General features: G+C 30.2%; 15 protein-coding genes. 12 read left to right on the top strand and 3 right to left on the bottom strand.

What is annotated here, in order from left to right:
• The first annotated feature begins 91 nt into the window (after positions 1 to 91).
• From J2Z76_RS14415 to J2Z76_RS14395, 5 genes are all read left to right on the top strand, one after another.
• Positions 92 to 2,974, top strand: coding sequence for a DEAD/DEAH box helicase (locus J2Z76_RS14415; protein ID WP_209512783.1), 2,883 nt, complete (start codon positions 92 to 94; stop codon positions 2,972 to 2,974).
• Between the two features lie 351 nt (positions 2,975 to 3,325).
• Positions 3,326 to 3,505 (top strand): hypothetical protein, encoded by a 180-nt coding sequence (locus tag J2Z76_RS14410; protein ID WP_209512776.1) that lies wholly within the window; start codon positions 3,326 to 3,328, stop codon positions 3,503 to 3,505.
• Positions 3,506 to 3,906: 401 nt separating this feature from the next.
• Positions 3,907 to 4,230, top strand: coding sequence for an AHH domain-containing protein (locus tag J2Z76_RS14405; protein ID WP_209512782.1), 324 nt, complete (start codon positions 3,907 to 3,909; stop codon positions 4,228 to 4,230).
• A 30-nt stretch (positions 4,231 to 4,260) separates the two neighbouring features.
• Positions 4,261 to 4,479, top strand: a complete 219-nt coding sequence (locus tag J2Z76_RS14400; RefSeq protein ID WP_209512775.1) for a hypothetical protein — start codon at positions 4,261 to 4,263, stop codon at positions 4,477 to 4,479.
• A 30-nt stretch (positions 4,480 to 4,509) separates the two neighbouring features.
• The gene (locus J2Z76_RS14395; protein WP_342455055.1) at positions 4,510 to 4,803 is read left to right on the top strand and encodes an imm11 family protein; all 294 of its coding nucleotides are present in this window, start codon (positions 4,510 to 4,512) and stop codon (positions 4,801 to 4,803) included.
• Between the two features lie 319 nt (positions 4,804 to 5,122).
• On the opposite strand, the gene J2Z76_RS14390 is transcribed toward J2Z76_RS14395, so the two are convergent.
• Both J2Z76_RS14390 and J2Z76_RS14385 read right to left on the bottom strand, forming a co-directional pair.
• Positions 5,123 to 5,338, bottom strand: coding sequence for a hypothetical protein (locus tag J2Z76_RS14390; protein WP_209512773.1), 216 nt, complete (start codon positions 5,336 to 5,338; stop codon positions 5,123 to 5,125).
• Between the two features lie 112 nt (positions 5,339 to 5,450).
• Positions 5,451 to 5,897: a helix-turn-helix domain-containing protein gene (locus J2Z76_RS14385; RefSeq protein WP_209512772.1), complete on the bottom strand. Its 447-nt coding sequence runs from the start codon at positions 5,895 to 5,897 to the stop codon at positions 5,451 to 5,453.
• Positions 5,898 to 6,009: 112 nt separating this feature from the next.
• Here J2Z76_RS14385 and J2Z76_RS14380 point away from each other — a divergent pair, with 112 nt between their 5' ends.
• From J2Z76_RS14380 to J2Z76_RS14365, 5 genes are all read left to right on the top strand, one after another.
• On the top strand, positions 6,010 to 6,231 hold the full coding sequence (locus J2Z76_RS14380) for a helix-turn-helix domain-containing protein (protein WP_209512771.1): 222 nt from the start codon (positions 6,010 to 6,012) through the stop codon (positions 6,229 to 6,231).
• A 705-nt stretch (positions 6,232 to 6,936) separates the two neighbouring features.
• Positions 6,937 to 7,893, top strand: coding sequence for a hypothetical protein (locus tag J2Z76_RS14375; protein WP_209512770.1), 957 nt, complete (start codon positions 6,937 to 6,939; stop codon positions 7,891 to 7,893).
• A 118-nt stretch (positions 7,894 to 8,011) separates the two neighbouring features.
• Positions 8,012 to 10,261, top strand: a complete 2,250-nt coding sequence (locus J2Z76_RS14370) for an ATP-dependent DNA helicase (RefSeq protein ID WP_209512769.1) — start codon at positions 8,012 to 8,014, stop codon at positions 10,259 to 10,261.
• A gap of 205 nt (positions 10,262 to 10,466) precedes the next feature.
• Complete coding sequence (locus J2Z76_RS16905; RefSeq protein ID WP_280922423.1) at positions 10,467 to 10,601, top strand: hypothetical protein; 135 nt, start codon at positions 10,467 to 10,469, stop codon at positions 10,599 to 10,601.
• Between the two features lie 78 nt (positions 10,602 to 10,679).
• Complete coding sequence (locus J2Z76_RS14365) at positions 10,680 to 12,272, top strand: recombinase family protein (RefSeq protein WP_209512768.1); 1,593 nt, start codon at positions 10,680 to 10,682, stop codon at positions 12,270 to 12,272.
• A gap of 13 nt (positions 12,273 to 12,285) precedes the next feature.
• Here J2Z76_RS14365 and J2Z76_RS14360 read toward each other — a convergent pair whose 3' ends face one another.
• Complete coding sequence (locus J2Z76_RS14360) at positions 12,286 to 12,798, bottom strand: S8 family serine peptidase (RefSeq protein ID WP_209512767.1); 513 nt, start codon at positions 12,796 to 12,798, stop codon at positions 12,286 to 12,288.
• Positions 12,799 to 12,924: 126 nt separating this feature from the next.
• Here J2Z76_RS14360 and J2Z76_RS14355 point away from each other — a divergent pair, with 126 nt between their 5' ends.
• Positions 12,925 to 13,611, top strand: a complete 687-nt coding sequence (locus J2Z76_RS14355) for a response regulator (protein WP_209512766.1) — start codon at positions 12,925 to 12,927, stop codon at positions 13,609 to 13,611.
• 27 nt (positions 13,612 to 13,638) lie between these two features.
• A complete protein-coding gene (locus J2Z76_RS14350) occupies positions 13,639 to 15,432 on the top strand; it encodes an ATP-binding protein (protein WP_209512765.1) in 1,794 nt (597 codons plus the stop codon).
• Positions 15,433 to 15,434: the final 2 nt, after the last annotated feature.

The raw sequence follows: 15,434 nt of genomic DNA, 5'->3' as shown, positions 1-15,434 counted from the left end.
AAGAAGATTTTAATACAAATAGAGGAGGGGCGCAACCATTTTTTCATAACTTGTTTGTGCCTTGAGCGAAGCGAAAGGAATGGTAAAAATTATGAAAGTAGAATTATTTTCATTTCAAAAAAGGGCCCTTGCTAATATTCGAATGAAGACAGCAGAGGCACTTGGTAGCTACCATAGGACACATGCGCCACAGGTAGTTTCCTTTACTGCTCCTACAGGAGCAGGTAAAACAATCATAATGGCTTCTCTGATAGAAAGTATTTTCTTTGGTGATGAAAATTATTCAGAGCAGCAAAATGCTGTGGTTATATGGTTATCAGATTCTCCGCAGCTCAATGAGCAATCAAAGCTGAAAATTGATTCTAAAGCTGATAAAATTCGCTTAGGGCAATGTGTTACTGTCACAGAGGATGCATTTGATAAAGAATTTTTCGAAGATGGACATGTTTATTTTTTAAATACGCAAAAACTTTCTAAAACATCTAACCTAACAAAAAATGGTGATGGTAGAACTTATACCATTTGGGAAACATTAGCTAATACAGTACGAGAAAAAAACGATAGACTTTATTTTATTATTGATGAAGCTCATCGCGGTATGCAAGGCAGGGAGGCAGGGAAAGCCACTACAATCATGCAAAAATTCCTTAAAGGTAGTAGCGAAGATAATATTCCACCTATGCCAGTAGTAATTGGTATGTCGGCGACAACACAGAGATTTAATATACTGGTAGAAGGAACGTCTTCTACTATACATAAATCCGTTGTTTCAGCTGATGAAGTACGCGCATCAGGATTATTGAAAGATCGTATTGTTATTACTTATCCAGAGGAAAGATCTGTTAACAATGATATGGCAATTTTACAGGCCGCTGCGGATGACTGGAAAGAAAAATGGGATCACTGGTATCAGTATTGCTATGAGCAACATTATGCATACATAAATCCTGTTTTTGTAATTCAAGTGTTAAATGGAAGTGAAAATAAGATGTCTGCCACAGATTTAGACGATTGTTTGCAGAAGATAGAAGAACGTACAGGCTTCTGTTTTGAAACTGGACAAGTTGTACACACTTTTGGCCAAACCAATGCATCAATAACTGTGAACGGAATTGACGTTCGTTACGAGGAGCCTTCACGTATTTCTGATGATAGAAATATTCGAGTTGTATTTTTTAAGGAAAATTTATCAACAGGATGGGATTGTCCTCGTGCGGAAACTATGATGTCATTTAAGCATGCAAATGATGCTACATATATTGCTCAACTCCTTGGGCGTATGGTGAGAACTCCTATGCAGATGCACATACAAGTGGATGATGTTTTAAATGACGTACATCTCTATTTACCATATTTTAATGAAAGTACTGTTAAGGACGTTGTTGAAGCTCTTCAAAGTGCAGAGGGGGGGGATATTCCTACAGATATTTATGGTGAATCAGTTGGTTGTAAGACATTTGAAACTTTAACTGTTAAGACTAGAAATAAAAAAGAAGATACTCCTGTTCCAGGGCAGCTGACACTTGATGTGTTTGGAAGTCAAGGTGAGGATTCAAATGTTGGAGCAATTCAAATTGTTGAGATTCCTTCAGGTATTGGAGAAGCAGCTGATACATCTGAACCAATTGGTTTTTCTAATGAAAATGGGTACGCTCGAGTTTATCAACAAAAACCAGAGGAACAAAAAGTAGATATTCAAAGTCAGGCAGAAGTTTCTAAAGTAAATGATCATAAATCCGATGTATATGATTTGCATTTAGCAAGTAATATTGACCGTCAAGAGGGATCTTTAAAAGATGAGCCTGATGATTTGTTTGACAGAGAAGGCGTTATGAAATTTATAAATGATGCTGGTTTACTTTCTTATAATGTAAGATCGCTGAGAATTAATAATTATTTGAAGTCGTTATTTGAAATGGCACATTTGCTTACAATTTCAGGTCTATACCGAGAGGCAATTCGCGAGGTGCAAACAGAAATTGCATTGATGATTGCAGACTATGTGGAGAAATTGAAATTAGAAGGTAATTACGATGAACTTGTAAATCAAGTAAAAGAATTCAAATTGGTAACGCAAATTTTTGATGCTTTTGGCGAGACTGTAGACAACTATTCGGTACATGATTTATTTACTACTACAGATACAGATATAGATAGACAATTCCGCGTAGCAGAAGTTAAGCTCGGCAATGAAGGAATAGGGATGGTCTATGGGAATAAGCATATAGATGTAAATAATCCTAGCGCTTTCAAAGTTGATGTGATTTTATTTGTCGCGGATGATGAGTGTATGAACAATTTGCATAACTATGCCCAAAAGCGTTTCCATGGTTTGAATGATGATTATCGTAAATATATTGCAACTGTTGATTCTGATAAAATCCGCAGAAAATATGATAGTATTGTTTCTGATGGAGATATCGTAAGTAAGCATAATTTTCGATTACCAGAAACTATCCAAGTTCCTCATGAAGATGGAGGAAAAGAATATAACAATCATTTGTTTGTAAATGATATAACCGGTGTAGCTAAGCTAAAACTTAACACATGGGAAGCAGGTGTAATTGAGGAAGAGGAAAAACGTGATGACTTCATATGTTGGATTCGTAATCCTTCTAGAGCATCATGGGCCCTTTGTATCCCATATGAAATTGAAAGTGAGACAAAACCAACATTTCCAGACTTTATTGTTGTTAGAAAAGATGTCCGTCTTGGTTATGTGATCGATTTGCTTGAACCACACAATCCGTACTTCAAAGACAATCTTGGCAAGGCAAAAGGTTTTGCAGAGTATGCTAGACAGAATCCAGGCGTTGGACGTATTCAGTTAATTCGTATGATTAAAGATGCTGCCGGAAAGCACAAGTTTAAGCGTCTAGATATGTCAAAGAGTGCAATTCGCGATAAAGTATCTCATGCAATGACTATAGATGAACTTGACCACATTTTTGACATAGATGGATTCTTTGAATAATTGTAAGCGTCAATAACCACCTATAAAAATAACAAAAAATCCTTTATAATAATTACTGGTTAGTAGATGATAAAGGATTTATTTAATTTTACAAAAGAAATTCTAAATCATAGTTACCCGACTTTCAAGACCTAAATATTTTTTAGTCTTAACTACAGTTAATGGACAAACAAATCCAAGAATAAAAATCATTACGATCAACTACCTGATATAAATAATGTTGATAAAACTAAGTGGAACAAAAGGTGTTCTAGAAAAATATAAACTACAAATGGCAACCTATGTAAATATCATACAAAAAAATATGATATGGATGTAGAAATTTAGTTTACCTCTATCTAACAAGATTATTTGGTGCAATTTAGACAAGGAGCTGAAGATCATAATAGCGAAAAACAAATTGTTAATTCAAATGCATGGGTTCAGACTGTTATTAATATTGGAAGTAAAATTGAAGCTAAAAAATTTGATGAAAAGAAGTTAAAGTCTTTTCTTCCTGAAATGCGACAAATGACAAAAATGCAAACTTAGAATTTTTTGCCTCGTCTTAAAGAAATTTTATCTGAATGTGGTGTTGCGCTCGTAGTTATACCAAGCCTTAAAAATTCGAATGTATATGGCGCTATGAAAAAGTTAAAAAGGTAGCATCACACGCTATAAGTGAATTTTTGTTGATGTTAATCCAAAAGTACTCCAACTAACAATTGAATTTTCCCCTATCAAAATATAATTGTTGTGTGGTTTGGCGAAGCGTACTATTTACATTGAGGCTGAGTATGGTAGCCTGTTTATTGGCTAAGCCTTTATTTATAAGGGGTTAGACCAAGGCATACAACCCATACTCACAGAGGCTCAATGTCAATAGCAAACCACCTATGATAAAGTAGTAGAGGAATTTTCAATTGTAATATGGAGGACTTTTAAATTGTGAAATACAATTTTTAAAGGGTTGGAGCGAAGTAATAAATAAGCCTAATCAACTACACCACTTTGCAACAAATAAGAGCACAAAATATACAAGCCAGTTTGAAGATATCAAGAAAAAATACGGTCTAGATCTAGATGAAGCATGGAATAAAGAATTAATGCCACATCAATGTAGGCATCCAAATGCATACCATGATTGGATGCTAGAACAAATGCAATCATTGGATAGCATTGCAAAAGGAAATAAAGATGTATTTTTAAAGATGTTTGAAGATGTAAAGAAAACAGTAATTTATAATCCAGACATGTTAAGAAAAAAATTCTGGTAATAGGAGGTAGCAATGGATTAATACAAGCTTTTGTACGATTATGAACATGATACAAATGCAGGATATATTAAAATCAATGAATCATCTCTGAAGTTTGATAGATATGCTATTAATGAATCTCAACCACTTGAGGTAGATAGAATACTTTGCGAAATAGAGCAAGAGAATATTGGCAAATATGATTACATTGCAAATAATCTTGCATGGTTAGTTGTTAGTGAAAGAATTAAGGAACTATTATCGGGGTGAAATTTAGGTGAGCATGAGTTTATTCCAGTTGTGGAAGCCAATAATCAAGAAATTGTCGGCTATCTGGTGCATAGTATGAACTTGTTAGATGCTCTAGATGAAAATAAGTCAGTTTGTACGAAGAAAAAGTATTCAATTGACGGAACTGATTACGAACATTTATCAGTTATCAAATACACTATCGAAACAGAAAAAGTTAGGAATTTGGATATTTTCAAATTAAAGAAAAGCAATATACCATATTTCATTTCAGAAGCTCTAAAAGATCTATTAGCTAAGAGTGGAGCGAAAGGATTTGCTTTTTTAAAGGTAAAGACCACCTAAATTGCACTAGTAGAATGCCTTGTAATGATGGTTGTTGAGTAGTAAAGACCACCTATCCGAAACACAAAGGGTCATTTCGACCACGTAACAAGAAGCTTGAAATCGTCGGCTGTTGCCGGCGAAGGTGACTGGAGGGGTCGCTTGCGACCACCTTCCTTTATCCTGCACCAAAATAATATTTTTTTAGGTTGTGTTTTGGGTTTAAAAAAGCGAATAGGAACACTTGTCAAATTGCCCCTTAATAATCCAAAAGGGTATTACTATCCCTACCTTGGGTAGAAAATCGGAAACAGCGGTATTATTTTTTCTGTCAAATTATTTATTTTACATTATTTTGATTATTAAACGGAAAATTAAAATTAACTAATAAACACAAAAACAATAGGCACATACCTAATTTTCTTTTCCTCAAAAAAATTGAGCTTTCTTTTTTTTTATTTAAAATAAGCTCACTAATCTTACCAATAATAATATTTTTTTCATACATATCTAAACATCTAAACATTCCCAATAATTCTTCTTCCTTTTCTGTCATTACAAATATGCCCCCAACTATTTAATGATATATAATAGTTATCGACATACATATGTATTATTTTAGTATAATAGGATAAATTTATCAAATAAAAATAATCATCGGCATATGTTTATTTATTTAACCGGTCTCTTAATTCCATATTAATAAGTTCTTTAGAGTGTTCAATTTCAAGATTACTTTCTTCAACACTCTTATTATAAATCATTTCAGATATTTTACCTATAATAATGTTTTTTTCGTATTTATTTAAATGTCTAAAAGCATCTAATAATTCTGCTTCTTCTTTTGGAAGATTCAACATATCATTTTCATTTCTATTAGTAATAAGGTTCTTTTGTTTTTCTATTTCATCATTCCCTAATAACAAATAATCTGTAGAAACATTAAAATATTGAGCTATTTTAACAAGTTTATCGTAAGAGGGGTTTTTAATTCTGCCATTTTTCCAATCGGTAAGAAAACTCGTATTTATACCACATTGCTTTAAACATTCTTTTTCGGTTACACCTTTTTTTTTAATTAAGAAAAGTATTGTTTCTAAAACATTATTTGACATTCAAATGCCTCCTTTAAAAAACAATGCATTAGTACGAAATTAAGTATTGACAAATACTAAATTTCGTACTAATATATACTATATGAATACTTTATAAGAGAAAGGAAAATAAATGGAACAGATAAAAATGAAAAAAGAGCGTGCTACTAATAAATGGTCACAAGAATATGTTGCAAAAAAATTAGGTATAACAAAATCAGCATATTCAAATATAGAAACACTAAAAAGAAGACCATCGTATGAAGTTCTTATCAAGCTTGAAAATCTGTTTAACCTTTCTCACAGGGATTTGTTCCAGCAAGTCCCTGATGAAAACATTTTATCAGAAAAATGAAAGTAATACAATATAAAACAATACAATTTTATATGTTCCATTGGAATATAAGTTCAAATATAGTTAAATTAGCTGCAATGGGTAATCTTGAAATTTCCCCCAAATATCAAGAGCTATAAAAAACTATTGCAGTTAAGTTAAACCTTTTTTCTTTTCAGTAAGCAAATAATACATAAATGTATTTAATAAAGTAAAGAAGGTTGATATATTAGTAGAACTTTGAAAACTAAGTATTTTCTAATATTAATATTACTAGAAATGATTGACAGTCAACATTTTAGAAAAGCTTTTTATATAGATTAAAGTATTTCAAGTACGTTACCGGGCAACCGAAAGGGAAGCGACAGGAACTGGCTCGCCATAAAGATATAATCAAATATATTTTAGCGACAAAGTCAGCCAAATTCAAAATTAGTAAATGGTAAAGCTAATTCGCCATGACATGTCTGGGAAAATAATGATACTTCTTATCCTTGGAGCGGAATTCTCAAGGAGAGCCTGCCGACACGAAACAGTGCAGGAAAAGCGACTCTGGCTTTGATTAGACGGTAGATGCTTTTATGACACTTATTTTACCGTAAGTGGCTTGAAATATTAGTATTAATTACAGGCTTTTGTTTTGATTTCTTATCAAATTGTAATCGTGTAATTAATAAAAATAGTAGGAATATAATTAATAATAGAATATATAACAGGAGGAGAAAAGTGTTTAAAATAAGTTGTTCTATAGATATGTTGGAAAAATTAAAGAGTTACACTGCCAAGCATAGGTTGGATGATGATGCTGATAAGAATGTTTTAATATGTACCAAGGTTGCATTGAATTTATCAAATAGAATAATGGGTTATGAAGAGAATAAGAAATTTTCTAATGAAGAAATAGATAAAATCGAACAAGCATTAAATGAAGACAAAGATAAGACGAAAATATATAGAACAAAAGATGGAAAACATTATGCATTGGAGCCAATACTTAATGATGGTAGATACTGTAATGAAAAAGAATGTGATATTGCCGGAATATATTCTATTCCGAAAGAATATAAGATATTTATTTCCGGTGGAAGACTGTGTTTTGAAGATGAGATTAGTCTGATAAACAATAACGGTGAACCGGCAATAGGTATATATAAATACAAATCTACTGAAAGTGGATTTAAATTTAAATTATCAGAGAAAATTGAATTAATTAAGGTACAGTCAGATGCAGTAAAATATAAAAAAACCATGAAAGATATTGAAAAGAACTTAAATGAGACTAAAGAAAATGATAGAGATAAGCAGGTTAAAGATAAAGAGCAAATAAACAAGATATATGAATTGTGTCAAGAAATAATTCATCTTAACAATATGTATGAAAATAGTGGAGTAAAGTATTATTTCGACTATGATGGAACGATAGAACTTTTGGATAAAACAAAAGAAATAATAAAGTCCTCTTTGAGGTGTTTGCGTCCAGACAATCTACCTGATGATATAGTATGGTGTGAAAATGGTGATCCTGATTATAGTTTTGATCCATTTGTATATGATGGTTCCATGAATATAAAAGATTTTAAAAAGGTACAAGCAGCATCACTCAAGGATTTGGGAGAGAGATCTAAATACAATGTAAAAATTTATAATAATAAAAGTCCAAATAATAGAGATTTTGAAAGGTAAATAGAAAGTAGCACACTTTATAAATTATTTTATAATAGTGTGCTTTTAATTTTACTTATGTTCCAATGGAACATATATAAAATTAAACTACATCATAAGATAAAGGGAGAGAAAAGAGATGAACATAGAGTATAATTTTTCTTCAATAATTGATGACTTAATAAGTAAAAAAATTATATCTTCAGAAAGCTCAGGCATTTTCAAATTTGGAAAATGTGTACTTGTTGAAACTTTTACAGGAAAGGTATATTCATATCATGTGGTAAATTATGAAACTTTAAAAAGCAAGTATTTGTTTCACAGTAAAAATAAAGTTAGAAAAGAAAAATATATTGAGATCAGTAATAAGATAAAAAAACTAGATTTATATGATATTGATATGCCTTTTGAAAATGATGATAAGATTGATGTTATATTTAATAGTATTTTAACTCAATATGGTTATTGCATAAGGAATGAACAGATAGAGTTGACTAAAGAGATACTTGAGGGATTAAGGGATATTAAAATTTCTTTATGTGAAGCAGGAGTTGGTATAGGAAAAACTTATGCGTACATTGTTGCTGCCATTTTAGATAAGATGAAGTACAACAAGAGTTTGGTAAGGCAGGAATATAAATTTAATAAAGATTTTGATAGTGAAACAAATATGCCTATTATTATAGCTACAAGTTCTATTGAGTTGCAGCGTGCAATTCATGAAGATTATATTCCAGAGCTATCACGCGTACTGAAAGAAAATAAAGTGATTAAAAGGAATATTTCTTCTGTTATAAGGAAGGGTAAAGAACATTATATATGTGACATTAAATTTAAGAAGTATATTAAAACTATAATAAACAATGCTGAATTACTTGATGAAATCAGTAAATTAGAAGATTATAAAAATGATTTAGATTTTTTGGACATTGATAGTTCCGTAAAAAATAAGATCAATGTTCCACCAGAATGTAACAGAAAATGTCTTGAATCAAAGAACTGTAAGTATATGAGGTTGTTGAGACGGTCCATGTCACCTGAATATGATATACAAATTTGCAATCATAATTATTTTGTGGCGGATGCAATTCATAGGAAGCAGGGGCTTTCGCCTTTATTGCCTAATTATAGAACATTAGTAATTGATGAAGCCCACAAGCTCAGTGATACATTAAGGGATATGTATTCTACAAATATTGAAAGGAAAGAAATTATTGAGTTAAGCAAGAAAATAAGGAACAAGGACAAGAAAAAAATCTTAGATAAAATAATTAACACGTTTGAAGATCATAATGATAGATTTTTTAATTTGTTAATTAATCAAATTGATAAATCTTCTCTTGAACAGGATACCAATAGATTCGAAATCCACTTAAAGTCTATGGAAGTTACATGCATTAACAAAATAATTAAGGATATTAATACTTTAGCAAATTCAAATATAGCTACTGAAATAGATATATTAAGAGATTTAAACGATTTGAAACGACGTTTCGAATTGTATCTTAGAAGTTTCAAAGTGATTTATTGGCTTGAATATAGCAACTGCAAAATTTCTTCTATACCTAAAGATTTAAATATGGTTGTTTTTGAAGATATATGGGATAAGAAAATACCCATGGTTCTAACTTCTGGGACCTTATCTAGTAATGGCTCTTTTAATTATATAAAGAAGGAATTGGGATTGGATATGATACTATCCAGCAGAATAAGAGAAGTAAAAAAATCATCACCATTTGATTATAAAAACAATGGAATGTTATATATTCCAAATAAAATGCCTTATCCTGACAAGTATAATTTAGAGTATATAGAAAAGCTTTCTAAAGAAATAGAAAAATTAATTAATGCTACTAATGGACATGCAGTGGTCTTATTTACATCATATAAAACTTTAAGTTATGTTAAAAATATTTTATCAAATAAAATAAAATATCCCATTATTTCAATGCAAAGAAACTCAAAGATGGATATTAAGAAATTTAGAGAATGTAAAAATGCTGTGTTACTTGCAACTGGTAGCTGTTGGGAAGGAATAGACTTAAAGGGAGATATCCTATCTCTATTAATAATAGCTAAGCTTCCTTTTTCTGTTCCGGATCCAATTGATAAGTATAATTGTTCATTATATGATGGATTTGAGGATTACAAGAAAGCGGTAATAATACCTAATATGCTTATAAAATTAAAACAGGGTGTAGGTAGATTAATAAGAACTGAAACAGATACCGGAGTTGTAGCCATATTAGATTCAAGGGTAGGAGAAAATGGGAATTACAGAAATATTGTATTTGAAGCCCTACATAAATTTAAAGTTACTTCTGATATAAATCATATTAGTATGTTTATAAAAGATAAGAAGAATGAGGAATACTTCTCTTGTTCATAGCTGTATACGATTTACCTTTAATGTAGTTAAAAAGTTATATAAAATAGTGTTTTTCTTGTTTGAAATTAACATATGTTCCATTGGAACATATGTTATATAAGTAGGCATATATTGTTATAAATCAGAAATCTTGGTTTCTGGAATAAAAAATTAATAATAAATATTTTGACAATGAAATATCATGATTTTAAGGAGGTTTTTATATATGAATAAGATTATAGTTGTCAAAAACGAATTTGTATCAAAAACTAGCGAAGAAAAAGAACTGAATATTGCAGATATTATTGCTAAGATGATAAACAATGGAAGCTATAATAAGCAATCTGTCCTGATGAAATAGTTATTTTGACACAAGTCATTATCTAAGTATATAATAAAATACATAATGATTTGTGTTTTTCTTTAGGGAGGACACAATATGGATGTAGTTGGAATTTATTGCAGGTTATCAGATGAAGATAAAAACAAAATTAATAAGGGGGATGATAGTGAAAGTATAGCAAATCAAAAGTTAATGTTAACTGAATATGCTATTAATCAGGGATGGCATATTTATAAGGTTTATGACGATGATGACTATTCTGGAGCTGACATTTCAAGACCTCGATTTAATGATCTTCTTAGAGATGCTGAAGCAGGCAAATTTAATATAGTTTTATGTAAAACACAAAGTCGATTTGTAAGAGATATAGAAATTTTAGAAAAAATTGTTCATAATAAATTTGCTGAATGGGGTATTAGATTTGTAAGTGTTATAGATAGAGCAGATACTAATGTTGCAGGTAATAAAAAAGCAAGGCAAATCAACGGTCTGATAGATGAGTGGTATTTAGAAGATTTATCTGAAAACATTAGAAATACATTTCAAACAAAAATGAAGAATGGTCAATATGTTGGTTCCTTTTCTCCTTATGGTTATAAAAAGGATCCTAGTGATAAACATAAATTAATCATTGATGAGCCAGCTGCTGAGGTCGTAAAACTAATATACAAACTATATTTAGAAGGTAATGGAACTCATAACATTGCACAAATATTATATCAAAAAGGAATTGATAAACCAGCAATATATAAAAAGAATAATGGTTCAAAATTACAAATACCTAATTTAAGCGATAATAGGTTATGGGGACATACGACTATAAATAGAATTTTACGAAATCCTATTTACATAGGTATATTAGAACAGGGAAAAGAAACAACTATAAGTTATAAAAACCATAAAAGAATATTGAAAGATAAGTCGGATTGGTTTATAATAGAGGATAATCATGAACCTATAATAAGTAAAGAAGACTTTTATACTGTTCAAGAACTTTTGAATAATAAAAGACGTGTAGGAAGATTAGAAAACAAGCCACATATTTTTGCGACTAAGGTTAGATGCGCTGAATGTGGTGGCACTATGATTAAATGCACTACAAAGGGAAATGCCCCTCATGATACAAGATATCATTATTTAAGGTGTAAGAATTACAAGCAATCAAACGGGGTTATATGTAATTTTTCAAATAGGATAAACTATCTTGATTTGAAAAAAGCTGTAGAAGAAGAACTTGATATGATTTTAAAATCATATGTAACTAATGATAATGTAATAAATATGGCTTCTTTACATATAAACATTTTTGATTTTAATGGAGAAGTAAAGAAACTAAAGCAAGAATTGCATAATATAGAGCAGCAGTCTTTAAATCAAAAAAGAACTTTAACCAATTTGTATATGGATAAAGCAAATAATGTTATTTCTGAAAGTCAGTATAATATAATATCTGAAGGTATTGAATCAGAATTATCTAAAATTGATAGAAGAAAAAAAGACATTAGTGAAGAAATTGAAAAGCTAGAAGTACTTAAAGAAAAACAAATTAATATTGAAAATCTTATCAAGAATTTTAATATTAATGATGGAATAACTCATGAAATAGTTCTTGAAACCATTAATTATATTGAGATAGGTATACCTAAAGAAGATGGTAAAAGAGAAATCACAATTCATTGGAATTTCTAATCTATAAAACTCATCAAAATACAAAAGATAAATTTTGTCTTATCAACCCAGCTACCTGAGTACCGTGTCCATTATCATCATAAGGTCTTGTTTCTTTATTTATAAAATCCTTAAATCCGACTATTCTATTCGTAGGATAGATTAAATCATTGTGAGGGGAAACTCCAGTATCAATTATTGCAACTGTAACTTCCTTTCCAGTATAACCATCTTTGAAAACTTGCTCTGCACCAACTGTTTTTCTTGCGATGTCCATGACTGCAAAAACCCTTGTATCGTAACTTATATATTCTACATTTGGGTCTGCATTCATTTCAAGTATAGCGGAGGAAGACATTTCACAGGCATAACCATTAACTATAGGAAGCTCGTAACTCATTTTATTCGATAACGAAGATACTTTTCCATCCGCCATATTTTTATTGTTTTTATAGCTTATGATTATTGGTAAAATATCTTTGTTATTTGAGTTTAATTTTGATTGTATTATAGGACAAAGTTTTGTTGTATTTACATTTTTCTTCATTTATATTCACCTTCCTAAGTTAATTTATGCTTTTAAATAAAGAAGGTGTTCATTTTTGAAAAACATGGTATAATAATATTAATATTTTATTATAAAATAATGAGTAAAAGATAAAGAGGTGGTATTTTGAACCAAAAGATATTAGTAGTAGATGATGAAAGACCAATTGCAGAAATAATTAAATATAATCTTCAAAAAGAAGGATTTGAAGTACAAACCGTTTATGATGGAGAAGATGCTATTAAAATGGTACATAAGATGAAACCTGATTTGGTTGTGCTTGATGTTATGCTCCCTAGAAAAGGTGGATTTGAAATATTAAAAGAAATACGCATGGAGTATGTAATGCCTGTAATAATGCTTACTGCAAAAGAAGAAGAATCTGATAAGATATCAGGATTAGAATTAGGGGCTGATGATTATATCACAAAACCATTTAGTACAAAAGAAGTAGTTGCTAGAGTTAAGGCAAATTTAAGGAGGGTTAAGCTCTCTAAAGTTGAAGAAGAGATGAAATCTAAAATAGTTACCGCAGGAAATCTTACTATTGATTTAAATACTTATGAAGTAAGTAAGAATAATGAAATCATAGATTTGACAAACAGAGAATTTGATTTGCTTAAATACTTATTTCAGAATGCAGATAGGGTTTTCAATAGAGAACATCTCTTAAAAGAAGTTTGGGGATATGAATTTGGTGATTTAAGAACAGTAGACGTAACTGTAAGAAGGTTAAGAGAAAAAATAGAGACAGAAGAAGATAAATATATAATTACAAAACGAGGAACGGGATATTATTTTAAAAGCAAGTAAAACATATATTGTATTAAGGGAGCTACTATGTTTAAAAGTATTAGATGGAGATTTGTATTAATTTATTTTTTGTTAGTATTTCTTGCTATGTCTATAGTTGGATTGTTTATAATAACTCAGCTTGAAAAAATCCAGCTTAATATGAGTTCGAAAAATATGGATGCATTTATTAGGTCTATTCTTGCTTCTTCAACACCATTGCAAGAGGGCAATTGGGTAGATAGTATAGAAGAAATACAAAATAGTATTAATGATGGTATACAAGTTGGATATAATGAAAATGTATACATAATTTTAAATGATGAAAAAAAGACTGTAATTGCTGGAAGTGTTGAAGAGGTAATAGGACAAAGTGCATATAATTTAAGTATGATAAATAATTATATATTGACGAAATCTATTGAAGGAAATCCAGAAGAAATAATACCTCCAGAGCAATATGAGGAATCGGACGATGTTAGCAAGCATATGTCATTTCCGGTTAACGAAAATGGAAATATAAAGGGTTTTATATATCTAACAAATAATATAGAATATATATATGATACTGTGGCTCAATCAAGAAAAATGATGACCCAAGCAACCATTATAGCCTTATCATTAACAGTAATATTGGGACTTATTTTATCAACAAGCATAACAGGACCTATCAAGGACCTTACTGTAAAAGCAAAACAAATGTCCCAAGGGGATTTTGATCAAAAGGTTGAAGTTAAATCTAATGATGAAATTGGTCAATTAGGGAAAATGTTCAACTTTCTTATCGTAGAGCTTAAAAGAAGTATGTCAAACTTGCATCAAGAAAAAAGTAAAATGGAAACAACTTTTAAATATATGGCAGATGGAGTTTTAACAGTGGATGTAAAAGGAAATATAATTCATTCAAACCCTGTCGCTAGTGAAATAATTTCTTTAGAGAAAGAAGAAGAAAATTATGATACAGTCATATCAAAAATAAAAAGTAGCATGTCGCTTTCGGATATAAAAAGTAAAAGCTATCATGGGACTGATATATTACAACGAGATGGAGAAACATATAAAATAGACTACGCACCTTTCATGAATGATCAAAATGAAATAGGAGGTGTAATACTTGTATTTAAAAATGTTACAGAGCAATACAAAATTGAAAAGATGCAAAAAGAATTTGTAGCTAATGTATCGCATGAATTGAAAACACCAATTACAACTATTAAAAGTTATGCTGAAACTCTAATAGATGGGGCTATAGAAGAGCCATCTATTGCGAAGGAATTTCTAGGAGTAATAAATAGTGAAAGCGATAGGATGTCTAGATTAGTAAGCGATTTGTTAAAGCTTTCAAGGATGGATTATGAGCAAACTAATTGGACAAAAGAAAAGTTAAATGTAAATGAAATGGTTATGGACGTTTGCAGGAAGCTTAGAATTGTAGCAAAAAATAAAAAAATAAAAATGCATATTGAATCGATTTCAGAAAATTTAAATATATTATTTGATAGAGATGGATTTGAACAAATAATGCTTAATATAGCAGGAAATGCAGTAAAATATACTCCGAGCGATGGAAATGTATGGATAGATGCATTCGAAAATAATAAAGATGTGGTAATAAGTATAAAGGATGATGGAATAGGTATACCTAAAGAGGACCAGACAAGAATATTTGATAGATTTTACAGAGTTGATAAAGCAAGGACAAGGCAAATGGGCGGTACAGGTCTTGGTCTTTCAATAGCAAAACAAATAGCGGAAGCACATGATAGCACAATAATAGTAAATAGTGAAGTTCAAAAAGGAACAGAAATTAAAATAATAATCCCTGGATTTGAAATAATATAAGA

Source organism: Sedimentibacter acidaminivorans, from assembly GCF_017873955.1.
Taxonomy (GTDB): Bacteria; Bacillota; Clostridia; order Tissierellales; family Sedimentibacteraceae; genus Sedimentibacter; species Sedimentibacter acidaminivorans.
This window is presented reverse-complemented; position numbering and strand designations above follow the sequence as displayed.

Excerpts from the sequence above, each read along its gene's own strand:
- J2Z76_RS14415 (WP_209512783.1), top strand. The coding sequence starts at position 92 with ATGAAAGTAGAATTATTTTCATTTCAAAAAAGGGCCCTTGCTAATATT.
- J2Z76_RS14390 (WP_209512773.1), bottom strand. The coding sequence starts at position 5,338 with ATGACAGAAAAGGAAGAAGAATTATTGGGAATGTTTAGATGTTTAGAT.
- J2Z76_RS14385 (WP_209512772.1), bottom strand. The coding sequence starts at position 5,897 with ATGTCAAATAATGTTTTAGAAACAATACTTTTCTTAATTAAAAAAAAA.
- J2Z76_RS14380 (WP_209512771.1), top strand. The coding sequence starts at position 6,010 with ATGGAACAGATAAAAATGAAAAAAGAGCGTGCTACTAATAAATGGTCA.
- J2Z76_RS14370 (WP_209512769.1), top strand. The coding sequence starts at position 8,012 with ATGAACATAGAGTATAATTTTTCTTCAATAATTGATGACTTAATAAGT.
- J2Z76_RS16905 (WP_280922423.1), top strand. The coding sequence starts at position 10,467 with ATGAATAAGATTATAGTTGTCAAAAACGAATTTGTATCAAAAACTAGC.
- J2Z76_RS14365 (WP_209512768.1), top strand. The coding sequence starts at position 10,680 with ATGGATGTAGTTGGAATTTATTGCAGGTTATCAGATGAAGATAAAAAC.
- J2Z76_RS14360 (WP_209512767.1), bottom strand. The coding sequence starts at position 12,798 with ATGAAGAAAAATGTAAATACAACAAAACTTTGTCCTATAATACAATCA.
- J2Z76_RS14350 (WP_209512765.1), top strand. The coding sequence starts at position 13,639 with ATGTTTAAAAGTATTAGATGGAGATTTGTATTAATTTATTTTTTGTTA.